Here is a 12,902-nt window from a genome sequence, read left to right as displayed (position 1 = left end):
GGCCTGCCCGGTCTGTGCCTGCTCGTGAGCCACGCCGAGGTCGGCAGTCCCGCACGCGAGCGGCTCGACGCCGTGGCCTCGACCACCGACGGCTTCGAGCTCAGTCGCGTCGACCTCGAGCAGCGGCGCGAGGGCGACGTGCTCGGTGCCTCCCAGTCCGGGTTCACCTCCAGCCTGCGCGACCTGCGGGTCCTCCGCGACGAGAAGACGATCCTGCACGCCCGCGAGGTCTCCTCACGGGTCCTGGACGAGGACCCCGACCTCGAGGCCGAGCCCGACCTCGCCGCGTTCGCGACGTTCTCCGCCCTCGCCGAGCGGCACGGAGCCGACTGGCGCGAGTGGCCGGAGGAGCTGCGCGACCCGACGTCGGACGCCGTGGCACGCAGCCGCGCCGACCTCGCCGACCGCGTTGCGTTCCACGCGTGGCTGCAGCACCTGTGCCGCGAGCAGCTCGACACCGCCCGCGACGCCGCGCACGACGCCGGCATGGCCGTCGGCCTCGTCCACGACCTGCCCGTGGGCGTGCACCCGGGCGGCGCCGACGCGTGGGCGCTGCAGGACGTGTTCGCCTCCGACGTCCGCGTGGGCTGCCCCGCCGACGCGTTCAACCCGCTCGGCCAGGACTGGGGCCTGCCGCCCTGGCGGCCCGACCGCCTGCTCGAGACGGGCTACGCCCCGTTCCGCGACGTGGTGCGCAGCGTGCTGCGCCACGGCGACGGCATCCGCGTCGACCACGTCGCCGGGCTGTGGCGGCTGTGGTGGATCCCGCCGGGAGAGCCGGCCCACCGCGGCGCCTACGTGCACTACGACGCCGACGTGATGCTCGCGGTGCTGCTGCTCGAGGCCACCCGCGCCGGCGCCGTCGTGGTCGGCGAGGACCTCGGGACCGTCGAGGACGTCGTCACGACGACCATGCACGAGCGCGGGCTGCTCAGCTCGGCCGTGCTCTGGTTCGAGCGCGACTGGGACGCCCCCGGGCAGCCGCACGTCCCGCCCCGCGCGTGGGAGCCGGAGACGATGGCGAGCATCAGTACGCACGACCTCCCGACCGTCGAGGGGTGGCTGCGCGACGAGCGCATCCGCGTGCAGGCCGACCTCGACCTCCTCGGCGAGCCCGTCGAGGACGCGCTCGCCACCGCCGCGTCCGACCGCGAGGCGTTGCTCGCGCTGCTGCGCGAGGAGGGCATCGACACCGACGACCTGCTCGTCGCGCTGCACGCCGTCATCGCGCCGGCGGCCTCGCGGCTCGTGCTCAGCTCGCCCGCCGACGCCGTGGGGCAGGTGCGCCAGCCGAACCTGCCCGGCACGGTCGACGAGTACCCGAACTGGCGGGTGCGCCTGCCCGTCGACCTCGACGCGTTCTTCGACCACGACCGGGTACGAGCAGCGGTGGCGCCCCTGCGAGCCGCCCGGCCGACCCCCTGACCCGCTCCATCCCCCCAAACGAGGAGACCCCCGTGCGCACCTGGCCCGGATCGCCCTACCCGCTCGGCGCCACGTACGACGGCACCGGCACCAACTTCGCGCTGTTCTCCGAGGTCGCCGACCACGTGGAGCTCTGCCTCTTCGACGAGTCCGGCACCGAGACCCGCGTCCGCCTGGAGGAGGTCGACGGCTTCGTGCACCACGGGTTCCTGCCCGGCATCGGTCCGGGCGAGCGCTACGGCTACCGGGTGCACGGCCCCTGGGACCCCGAGCAGGGCCTGCGCTGCAACCCGCAGAAGCTGCTCATCGACCCCTACGCCAAGGCCGTCCAGGGCCAGCCCGACTGGGACCCGTCCCTCTTCGCCTACGAGATGGGCTCGCCCGAGGAGCCGAACGACGACGACTCCGCGGGTCACGTGCCGTTCTCGCTCGTCGTCGACCCGTACTTCGACTGGGCCGACGACCGGCTGCCGCACCACCCGTACCACCGGACGATCGTGTACGAGGCGCACGTACGAGGCCTGACGATGACGCACCCCGACGTGCCCGAGGAGCTGCGCGGCACGTACGCCGCCCTCGCGCACCCGGCGATCGTCGAGCACCTGACCGGACTCGGGGTGACGGCGATCGAGCTGCTCCCGGTGCACCAGTTCGTCACCGACCACTACCTCGTCGAGAAGGACCTGACGAACTACTGGGGCTACAACACGATCGGCTTCTTCGCCCCGCACGACGCCTACGCCTCGCACCCCGGACGTCAGGTGCAGGAGTTCAAGGGCATGGTGCGCGAGCTGCACGCGGCCGGCATCGAAGTGATCCTCGACGTCGTCTACAACCACACGGCGGAGGGGAACCACCTCGGCCCGACGCTCTCGATGCGCGGCATCGACAACCAGGCGTACTACCGGCTCGTCGAGGACGACCCGCAGCACTACATGGACTACACCGGCACGGGCAACTCGCTGAACGTGCGCCACCCCAGCCCGCTGCAGCTCATCATGGACTCGCTGCGCTACTGGGTGACCGAGATGCACGTCGACGGGTTCCGCTTCGACCTCGCCGCCACGCTCGCGCGCGAGTTCTACGACGTCGACAAGCTCGCGACGTTCTTCGAGCTCGTGCAGCAGGACCCGGTGGTCAGCCAGGTCAAGCTCATCGCCGAGCCGTGGGACGTCGGCCCGGGCGGCTACCAGGTAGGCAACTTCCCGCCGCTCTGGACCGAGTGGAACGGCCTGTACCGCGACACCGTCCGCGACTTCTGGCGCGGCGAGCCGGCGACGCTCGGCGAGTTCGCGTCGCGCATCAGCGGCTCCTCGGACCTGTACCAGGACACCGGCCGCCGGCCCTACGCGTCGATCAACTTCGTCACCGCCCACGACGGGTTCACGCTCGACGACCTCGTCTCCTACGAGCAGAAGCACAACGAGGCCAACGGCGAGGACGGCCGCGACGGCGCCGACGACAACCGCTCCTGGAACTGCGGCGTCGAGGGGCCGACCGACGACCCCGAGGTGCTCGACCTGCGCCGCCGCCAACGTCGCAACTTCCTGGCGACGCTGCTGCTCTCGCAGGGCGTGCCGATGGTGCTGCACGGCGACGAGCTCGGCCGGTCCCAGGGCGGCAACAACAACGTCTACTGCCAGGACAACGAGACGTCCTGGGTCGACTGGGACCTCGACGAGCACGAGCACGCCCTGCTCGGCTTCACGTCGGCGCTCGCGGCGTTCCGCACGGCGCACCCCGTGTTCCGTCGGCGTCGCTTCTTCCAGGGCAAGCCGGTCCGCAGGGCCGACGAGCTGCGCGACATCGCATGGTTCACGCCGGCCGGGGAGGAGATGACCGACGAGAACTGGGACGACGACTTCGGCCGGGCGATCGCCGTGTTCCTCAACGGCCGGGCGATCGACGAGCGCGACGAGCGCGGGGAGCGGGTCGTCGACGACTCCTTCCTGCTCGCCTTCAACGCCCACCACGAGGACATCACGTTCACCGTCCCCGACGGCGAGTACGCGAGCACGTGGGCCCTCGTCGTCGACACGGCCACCGGCAGCGTGCACGAGCCCGGCGACGAGCTCGTGGCCGGTGGGGCGACGCTCGACGTGACGGCCCGCTCGCTCGTGGTGCTGCAGCGGGTCGAGTCGTGAGCGCACCCAGCTCGACGTACCGCCTGCAGCTGCGGCCAGGGTTCGGCTTCGCCGAGGCGCAGGCCCTCGTGCCCTACCTGCGCGACCTCGGCGTCGGCGCGGTGTACGTCTCGCCCGTGCTCGACGCGACGCCCGGCTCGACGCACGGCTACGACGTCACCGACCCCACGCAGGCCCGCCCCGAGCTGGGTGGCCCGGAGGGCTGGGACGCGTTCACGGCGACGGTGCGCGAGGCGGGGCTCGGCCTCGTCGTCGACGTCGTGCCGAACCACATGTCGGTCGAGGTGCCCCGCGCGAACCCGTGGTGGTGGTCGGTGCTGGCCGAGGGCGAGGCGTCGCCGTGGGCGGGCCACTTCGACGTCGACTGGTCGCGCGGTCGCTTGCTCGTGCCGGTGCTCGGTGACGACGCCGACGTCGCCGAGCTGGCGCTCGACGGCGACGAGCTGACGTACGACGACCACCGCTTCCCGATCGACGCCGGCACGCTGGCCGACCCGTCGTTCGCCTCGATGACGCCGCAGCAGGTGCACGACCGCCAGCACTACGAGCTGGTCGGCTGGCGACGGGGCGGGGCGGAGCTGAACTACCGACGCTTCTTCGACATCACGACCCTGGCGGCCGTGCGGGTGGAGGACGAGCAGGTCTTCGACGACACGCACCGCGAGGTGCTGCGCTGGGTCGAGGAAGGGCGGGTCACGGGTCTGCGCATCGACCACCCCGACGGGCTCTCCGACCCGGGCGGCTACCTGCGCCGGCTGCACGAGGCCGCCCCCGACGCGTGGCTGGTGGTCGAGAAGATCCTGCACCCGGGCGAGGAGCTGCCGACGACCTGGCCGGTCGACGGCACCACCGGCTACGACGCGATGCGCGAGGTCGCCGGTGTGCTGCTCGACCGTGGCGGGAACGGGCGGGGCGGCGAGGCGCCCTGGCAGACGCTCACCGAGCGGCTCGGCGCGCCCGCCGACTACGCGGCGGTCGAGGAGGACGCCCGACGCATGGTCACCCGGAAGGTGCTCGTGGCCGAGGTGCGTCGTATCGCTGCCCTGGTGCGCGACGTCCACCAGGACGCCGCGCGGACCGCCGTGGCCGAGACGATGGTCGCGTTCGGCGTGTACCGGTCCTACCTGCCCGAGGCGGGACGCGAGGCGTGGGACGCAGCGATCGAGCGCGCGCGCACGCGTCGGCCCGACGTCGACCCGGCCATCCGCGCCCTCGACGCGCAGGTGACCGAGGAGCCCACCGGCGAGCTCGCGACCCGCATCCAGCAGACGTCGGGGATGGTCGTCGCCAAGGGGACCGAGGACACCACCTTCTACCGCTTCACCCGCTTCGCGGCGCTCAACGAGGTCGGCGGCTCCCCGGACGTCTGGGGCGTCGACGTCGACGGCTTCCACGCGCTGGCCGCGGCGCGCGAGGCCGACCACCCGACGGCCATGACCGCCCTGACGACGCACGACACGAAGCGGTCCGAGGACACCCGTGCGCGGATGCTGACGCTCGCCGAGCTGGGCGAGGAGGTCACGTCGACGGTCGCGGACTGGTCGGCGCGCTGCGGCATCGACGAGCCCGCGCTCGACCTGCTCGCGTGGCAGACGCTGCTCGGCGCCTGGCCGATCAGCGACGAGCGGCTGTCGGACTACCTGCTGAAGGCCGCACGCGAGTCGAAGGTCCGGACCACGTGGACCGAGACCGACGAGGCGTTCGAGGAGTCCGTCGCGGCGTGGCCGGCGCGCGTGCGGGCCGAGCTCGGTCCGCAGGTGCAGGCGCTGGTGGGGCGGGTCCAGGCGTTCGGCTGGACGGTGTCGCTGTCGCAGAAGCTGCTGCAGCTGGCCGGCCCGGGCGTCCCCGACGTCTACCAGGGCACGGAGGGCTGGGACTTCTCGCTGGTCGACCCTGACAACCGTCGCCCCGTCGACCACGAGGCGTTCCGCACCCTGCTGCGTCGCCTCGACGACGGCTGGCTGCCGCACGTCGACGCGTCCGGTGCCGCGAAGACGTCGCTCGTGCGTCGGGTGCTGACCCTGCGTCGCGACCGGCCGGAGCTGTTCCGCGGGTACACGCCGCTGGCGGCCTCGGGCGAGGCCGCCGACCACGCCGTCGCATTCGGTCGCAGCGACGACCTGGTCGCCGTCGCGACCCGCCTCCCGGTCGGGCTCGAGCATCGCGGCGGCTGGGGCGGGACCACCCTGCCGCTCGGCTCCGGGACGTGGACCGACGCCCTCACCGGCGAGAGATTCGACGGCGGCGACGTCCGGCTCGCCGACCTCCTCGCCACCTACCCCGTCGCCCTGCTCACCCGCCCCCCGCTGGTCGAGTAGCGGCCACGCTGGGGGCACCTCCCGCTTGCGGGGGCGGAACGAGCGACGTGGCCGCGTATCGAGACCACCCGGTAACGGCTCAGCGCAAGGCGGCCCACGCTGATCCGCCGAGACTGGTCTCGATACGTCTCCGCCACGCTCGTTCCTCGCGGGCGTCGACTACTCGACCAGCGAGGTGCTCGGCCGGGTCGCGCGACGGCGCAGCGCGCCTAGGCTCGGAGCATGGAGTTCAGGTACCTCGGGAACAGCGGCCTCAAGGTCAGCGAGATCATCTACGGCAACTGGCTGACCCATGGGTCGCAGGTCGAGAACGACGCAGCCACGGCATGCGTGCGAGCCGCGCTCGACGCCGGCATCACGACGTTCGACACCGCCGACGTGTACGCCAACGGCAAGGCCGAGAGCGTGCTCGGCGAGGCGCTGAAGGGCGAGCGCCGCGCGTCGCTGGAGATCCTCACGAAGGTCTACTGGCCCACCGGCCCCGGCGGACCCAACGACACCGGACTCTCCCGCAAGCACATCATGGAGTCGATCGACGGCTCGCTGCAGCGGCTCCAGACCGACTACGTCGACCTCTACCAGGCGCACCGCTACGACCACGAGACGCCGCTGGAGGAGACGATGCAGGCGTTCGCCGACGTCGTCCGCGCCGGCAAGGCGCACTACATCGGCGTCAGCGAGTGGACCGCCGACCAGATCCGCGCCGGGCAGGAGCTCGCCCGCGACCTCGGCTTCCGGCTCGTCTCGAACCAGCCGCAGTACTCGATGCTCTGGCGCGTCATCGAGGGCGAGGTCGTGCCCGCGAGCCGCGAGCTGGGGCTGTCGCAGATCGTGTGGTCGCCGATCGCGCAGGGTGTGCTCACCGGCAAGTACGAGCCCGGCGCCGCGCCGCCCGAGGGCAGCCGCGCGACCGACGAGAAGGGCGGCGCCGACATGATCAAGCGCTTCCTGGACGACGAGGTGCTCACCGCCGTGCAGGGGCTGCGCCCGGTCGCCGACGACCTCGGCATCACGATGGCCCAGCTCGCCATCGCCTGGGTGCTCGCGCACGACGACGTGGCCGGCGCGATCGTCGGCGCCTCGCGCCCGGAACAGGTCGAGTCGAATGCCGCCGCGAGCGGGATCACCCTGGACGACGACGTGCTCGCGAGGATCGACGAGGTGCTGGGCAGCATCCCGACGACCGACCCGAGCAAGACGGCGTCGCCGCCCACGCGGGTGGTCTGAGCGTGGCCGTCACCCTCTGGGCCCCCGACCACGACCGCGTCCGCGTGCGGATCGACGGCGTCGAGCACCGCATGCAGGCGTGGGAGCCGGGCGAGGCGCGCTCGGGGTGGTGGTGGCACGACGTCGACGTCGCGCCCGGCACCGACTACGCGTTCCTGCTGGGCGACGACGACACGCCGCTGCCCGACCCCCGTTCGGTCTGGCAGCCGCAGGGCGTGCACGCGGCGTCGCGCACCTACGACCACGACGCGTTCGCGTGGACCGACGACGCCTGGGAGGGCCGCGCCCTGCGCGGTGCCGTGGTCTACGAGCTGCACGTCGGCACGTTCACGCCCGGCCGGACGTTCGACGCCGCCGTCGAGCGGCTCGACCACCTCGTCGACCTCGGCGTCGACCTGGTGGAGGTGCTGCCGGTCAACAGCTTCGACGGCCCGTACGGCTGGGGCTACGACGGCGTCCTGTGGGGTGCGGTGCACGAGCCGTACGGCGGACCCGACGGGTTCAAGCGTTTCGTCGACGCCTGCCACGCACGGGGCCTCGGCGTCGTGCTCGACGTCGTCTACAACCACCTCGGGCCCTCGGGGGCCTACCTCGACCGCTTCGGTCCGTACTTCGCCGGCGAGAACGACTGGGGCCCGGGCCTCAACCTCGACGGCGAGGGCTCCGACGAGGTGCGGCGCTACGTGCTCGACAACGCGATCTCGTGGTTCGAGGACTTCCACGTCGACGCGCTGCGCCTCGACGCCGTCCACGCGCTGTCCGACGCGCGGGCGCTGACCATCCTCGAGGAGCTGTCGCTCGAGACCGAACGCGCGTCGCAGCGGCTCGGCCGTCCGTTGTCGCTCGTCGCGGAGTCCGACCGCAACGACCCGCGCACGGTCGTCCCGCGCGACCAGCACGGTCTCGGCATGGACGCGCAGTGGGCCGACGACGTGCACCACGCGCTGCACGTGGCGCTCACCGGCGAGACCGACGGCTACTACGCCGACTTCGCCGAGCCCGGCGCGCTGGCCAAGGTGCTGCGCGGCGCGTTCTTCCACGACGGCACGTGGTCGTCGTTCCGCGGCCGCACCCACGGTCGCCCGGTCGACGTCCACGCGGTGCCGGGCCACGCGTTCGTGACCTACCTGCAGGACCACGACCAGGTCGGCAACCGGGCCACGGGCGACCGCATCTCCGACTCCGTCTCGCCCGACCTGCTGGCCTGCGGCGCCGCGCTGGTGCTGCTCGGACCGTTCACGCCGATGCTCTTCATGGGCGAGGAGTGGGCCGCGAGCACGCCGTGGCAGTTCTTCGCCTCGTTCCCCGACCCCGAGCTGGCCGAGGCCGTGCGCACCGGACGTCGGCGCGAGTTCGGCCGCCACGGCTGGGGCGAGTCGGAGGTGCCCGACCCGATGGACCCGGCGACGCTCGAGCGCTCGACGCTGCGGTGGCACGAGCTCGACGAGCCCCGGCACCGAGGCGTGCTGGAGGTCTACCGCTCGCTGGTCGCGCTGCGCCGCGCCCACCCCGAGCTGCGCGACCCGTCCCTCGTCGACACGAGGGTCGAGGTCTCCGACGACGACCGCCGCGTGCTCCTGCACCGCGGCCCGTACGTCGTCGACGTCGACCTCGACGCCGAGCGGGCGGAGGTGCGGCGCGGCGACGAGGTGGTCTGGTCGTCCGACGAGCGCTGACGTCGCGCCCGCCGCACACTGAGGCATGAGCGACATGCCGAGCGAGGACCCGCGCAAGCGCGAGGACTGGGACGACGACCAGAAGCACAAGAAGCAGGACCCGGGCCTCGAGGGCGACGTCGACGACCCCGACGCCCCCGCCCCGTTCTCCGGCCCCTACACCTGAGCCCCCGCACCGGCCCCCCGGGAGGTAGGTGGCGCGCGGCACCTCGCCCCGGCGGTAGGCCACCCGCGCCAACCGCCAGCGTTTCCGCGCGCCACCTACCTCCCAGGGTGGTCGTAGCGCGCGCCACCTACCTCCCAGGGCCGGAGGGGACGATGGTCCGCGGGCGATCCAGCCTGCACCGGACCCACCGCCTGAGACACTGGGGCGCATGACGTTGTCGAGCCCGCAGGACCTGCCCGTGCTCGCCGGCCGCCCGTTCCCGCTGGGGGCCCACCCCGAGGCGGGAGGTGTCCGGTTCGCCGTCGCCAGCAGCGTGGCCGAGCGGGTCGAGCTGTGCCTCGTCGACCCCGACGGCAGCGAGCGGCGCGTCGAGCTGACCGAGCGCACCTTCGGCGTCTGGCACGGCCTCGTCCAGGGCGTGCTCCCCGGGCAGACGTACGGCTACCGCGTGCACGGCCCCTACGAGCCCAAGACCGGTCTGCGCTGCAACCCGCACAAGATCCTCCTCGACCCCTACGCCCGCCGCGTCACCGGCGCGCTCACCGACATGGAGGCCGCCCGCGGGTGGGCCGACGACCCCGAGGGGGTCGAGATGTCGACCGTCGACTCCCTCGGCCACGTGCCGCTCGCCGTCGTCACGAGCCCCGGCGGGCCCGACACCGGCACGAAGCCCGAGGTGCCGTTCGAGGAGACCGTCGTCCTCGAGCTGCACGTCAAGGGCTTCACGCAGCAGCACCCCGACGTCCCGGAGCACCTGCGCGGCACCTACCTCGGCCTCGCCCACCCCGCCGTGGTCGAGCACCTGCTGCGCCTCGGCGTCACCACCGTCGAGCTGCTGCCCGTGCAGGCCTTCACCGACGAGCCGTCGCTCGTGGCCGCGGGTCGGCACAACTACTGGGGCTACTCCCCGCTCGGCTACTTCGCGCCGCACCCCGGCTACGCGAGCGAGACGGGACGCGAGGTCGAGGAGTTCCGGACGATGGTCGCCGCGCTGCACGCCGCGGGCATCGAGGTCCTCGTCGACGTCGTCTACAACCACACCTGCGAGGGCGGCCCGGACGGGCCCACGCTCAGCCTGCGCGGGCTCGAGGCCCCGGCTTACTACCTGCACGACGACGACGGGCACATGGCCGACATCACGGGCTGCGGCAACACGCTGGAGGCGGGGTCGCCCGCGGTGGTCCGGCTCGTGACCGACTCGCTGCGGTACTGGACCACCGAGCTCGGCGTCGACGGGTTCCGCTTCGACCTCGCCTCGACGATGGGCCGCCCGCGCGGCGGCGCGTTCGACCGCGACAGCACCCTGCTGACCGCCATCACGACCGACCCGGTGCTCGCCCGGTGCAAGCTCGTCGCCGAGCCGTGGGACGCGACCGGCGAGGGCTACCGCGTCGGGGCGTTCGGCGCGCAGTGGGCCGAGTGGAACGGCATGTACCGCGACACGGTGCGCGACTTCTGGCGCGGCGCGTCGGGCGGGGTCGACCAGCTCGCGTACCGGCTGTCCGGCTCCTCCGACCTGTACGACCACACCCTGCGCCGACCCTGGCAGTCGATCAACTTCGTCACCGCCCACGACGGGTTCACCCTGCGCGACCTCGTCTCCTACGACCACAAGCACAACGAGGCCAACGGCGAGGACAACCGCGACGGGACCGACGACAACCGCTCCTGGAACCACGGCGTCGAGGGCGAGACCGACGACCCCGAGGTCCGGACGCTGCGGGCGCGTCAGGCGCGCAACCTGCTGGCCACGCTGCTGCTGTCGACCGGCACCCCGATGTTCGTCGCCGGCGACGAGCGCTGGCGCACGCAGGGCGGCAACAACAACGCCTACTGCCTCGACGACGCGACCTCGTGGGTCGACTGGACGTCGACGCCCGAGAGCGACGCGATGCTCGCCTTCGCCCGACGCGTCGTGCACCTGCGCGCCAACAGCCCTGCGCTGCGGCAGGCGGAGTTCTTCGACGGCCGTACGACGCCGAGCGGACGACCGGACCTGATCTGGCTGCGACCGGACGGCCAGGAGATGACCGAGCCCGACTGGCTCGACCCGGAGCGGCGCACCCTGGGCATGTGGATCGACGGCTCCCACAGCCAGTCCCGCACCCGTGACGGCGAGCTGCTCACCGACCACTCCTGGCTGCTCCTGCTGCACGCCGGCGCGGACCCGCTCGAGGTCGTCCTGCCCGGGCCGGAGTTCGGGGAGACGTTCGAGCCGACCCTCGACACGACGTCGCCCGACGGGTCGCCCGCCACGACAGACCCGCTCCCGGCCGGCGGGCGCCTGACGGTGCAGGGCCGATCGCTGCTGCTGCTGAAGGCCCCGCGCCAGGACTGAGGCGTCGGCGGATCGCGCGACCCCTCGATCCTGGGTACGTTCGAGACGACGACGGACCAGTCGTCCGACGCGAGCGACGGGAGTGCACCGCATGACGGACCGGATCGGCATCGACGACGTCCGACCCTTGTCCGGCGACGGGACCTACCCGTCGAAGGCGGTCGTGGGCGAGCACGTCCCCGTGCAGGCGACGGTCTGGCGCGAGGGCCACGACGCCGTGGCGGCCACCGTCGCCTGGCGTGGTCCCGGGGAACGGCGCGACCGCACCGTCCGGATGCACGAGCAGGGCACCGGCCTCGACCTCTTCGCCGCCACGATCGTCCCCGACGCCCCGGGGCTCTGGACCTTCCGCGTCGACGCCTGGAGCGACCCGTGGGCCACCGCGGTGCACGCCCTCGAGGCGACCCGCCGCGACCGTCGCGCCGAGGCCGGCACGCTCAGCGGTGCCGCCGCGGCGCTGCGCGACGACACCCTCCCGCTCGGCGCCCGCGTGGGTCCCGCGCTCGACGCAGCCGTCCGCGCGGTCATGCACGACCACCCCGTGCGCCAGCTCCTCACCCGTGGCCCCGTCCGTCGCGTGTGGGTCGACCGTCGACGCGCCGCGTTCGGGTCCTGGTACGAGCTCTTCCCGCGGTCCACGGGCGGCGTCGATGCCGACGGACGCCCGGTGCACGGCACGCTCCGCACGGCCGCCGACGCGCTCGACCGGGTGGCCGCCATGCAGTTCGACGTCGTCTACCTGCCGCCGATCCACCCGATCGGGCGCGAGAACCGCAAGGGCCCGAACAACACGCTCACCCCCGGCCCCGACGACGTCGGCTCGCCGTGGGCCATCGGCGCCGCCGAGGGCGGGCACGACGCGATCCACCCCGAGCTCGGCGACGACGCCGACTTCGCCGCCTTCGTGGCACGGGCCGAGGAGCTCGGGCTCGACGAAGCGCTCGAGCGCCGCCCGCACCTCGACGCGGTAGCCCTCGTCGTCGATCTCGGAGCGGGAGACGCCGAGGATGCGGGTGTCCTCGGGCAGGTGGCCCTCGAGGTCGCGGTGGTAGAGCGCGGGCAGCAGCTTGCGCAGCGCGAGGTCGCCGGTGCCGCCGAACACGGTGAAGTCGCATACGGGGGGCATGGTGGACGAGACGTCGACCGTGGAGTGCATGGGTCTACGGTCGCAGGACTTTTGGATCGATACAAGCATTCTTTCGCTAGTTTCTGACAAAAGTGTGTGCTTCACTCCCCGTCATGAGCGTCGCCGACACCTCCGCGGGCGGCCTGCTGACCCTGGTCCGCACCGGTCGCGACCTCCTCCAGCGGGTGGACCGGTCGACCAGCACCAAGACTCGCCGGGAGGGGTTGTGTCGCCCGTCACATCGGCGTACACATGAGTCCAACAACTCCAGAGACGTACACGAGGCCCGAGGTACCCACGCGGCGATCGACCCTTCCTACAGGGTGCCTGTCGAGTCGGGATGCTCCCGCGGCAGCAAGTTGATGATGCACGCCTGGTAGCCGGCGGCGTCTCGTGTCAGCGGTGGCCTCCGGGGCGTGTCCCCGGGGGCCACCAGCATGTCCGGGACCGGTCGCGAGCGGGTGATCCTGTCTCTTATACAC

7 protein-coding genes and 2 pseudogenes are annotated in these 12,902 nt (G+C 72.8%); 8 read left to right on the top strand and 1 reads right to left on the bottom strand.

What is annotated here, in order from left to right; genetic code table 11:
* The 8 genes and pseudogenes from malQ to A6Q79_RS10040 all read left to right on the top strand — a co-directional run.
* Positions 1–1,425 (top strand): 4-alpha-glucanotransferase (malQ, locus tag A6Q79_RS10075; protein ID WP_317698055.1); only part of this gene is annotated, 1,425 nt, incomplete at its 5' end.
* Between the two features lie 32 nt (positions 1,426–1,457).
* Positions 1,458–3,569 (top strand): glycogen debranching protein GlgX, encoded by a 2,112-nt coding sequence (gene glgX / locus A6Q79_RS10070; protein WP_286689233.1) that lies wholly within the window; start codon positions 1,458–1,460, stop codon positions 3,567–3,569.
* Positions 3,566–5,887 carry a malto-oligosyltrehalose synthase gene (treY, locus tag A6Q79_RS10065; RefSeq protein WP_286689232.1) on the top strand — a complete coding sequence of 774 codons (2,322 nt, stop codon included), beginning with the start codon at positions 3,566–3,568 and terminating at the stop codon, positions 5,885–5,887. The genes glgX (A6Q79_RS10070) and treY overlap by 4 nt, the downstream gene beginning before the upstream one ends.
* A 222-nt stretch (positions 5,888–6,109) precedes the next feature.
* Complete coding sequence (locus tag A6Q79_RS10060; RefSeq protein ID WP_286689231.1) at positions 6,110–7,114, top strand: aldo/keto reductase family protein; 1,005 nt, start codon at positions 6,110–6,112, stop codon at positions 7,112–7,114.
* 2 nt (positions 7,115–7,116) lie between these two features.
* Positions 7,117–8,790 (top strand): malto-oligosyltrehalose trehalohydrolase, encoded by a 1,674-nt coding sequence (treZ, locus tag A6Q79_RS10055; RefSeq protein ID WP_286689230.1) that lies wholly within the window; start codon positions 7,117–7,119, stop codon positions 8,788–8,790.
* Between the two features lie 25 nt (positions 8,791–8,815).
* The gene (locus tag A6Q79_RS10050; protein WP_286689229.1) at positions 8,816–8,956 is read left to right on the top strand and encodes a hypothetical protein; all 141 of its coding nucleotides are present in this window, start codon (positions 8,816–8,818) and stop codon (positions 8,954–8,956) included.
* Between the two features lie 208 nt (positions 8,957–9,164).
* The gene (glgX, locus tag A6Q79_RS10045) at positions 9,165–11,294 is read left to right on the top strand and encodes a glycogen debranching protein GlgX (protein WP_286689228.1); all 2,130 of its coding nucleotides are present in this window, start codon (positions 9,165–9,167) and stop codon (positions 11,292–11,294) included.
* 91 nt (positions 11,295–11,385) lie between these two features.
* A pseudogene (locus A6Q79_RS10040) lies at positions 11,386–11,874 on the top strand (maltotransferase domain-containing protein); the annotation flags it as partial.
* A 417-nt stretch (positions 11,875–12,291) separates the two neighbouring features.
* On the opposite strand, the pseudogene A6Q79_RS10035 reads toward A6Q79_RS10040, so the two are convergent.
* A pseudogene (locus A6Q79_RS10035) lies at positions 12,292–12,420 on the bottom strand (hypothetical protein); the annotation flags it as partial.
* Positions 12,421–12,902 lie beyond the last annotated feature (482 nt).

Origin of the sequence: Aeromicrobium sp. REDSEA-S32_B7 (assembly GCF_001626145.1) — a bacterium.
GTDB classification, from domain to species: domain Bacteria; phylum Actinomycetota; class Actinomycetes; order Propionibacteriales; family Nocardioidaceae; genus Aeromicrobium; species Aeromicrobium erythreum.
This window is presented reverse-complemented; position numbering and strand designations above follow the sequence as displayed.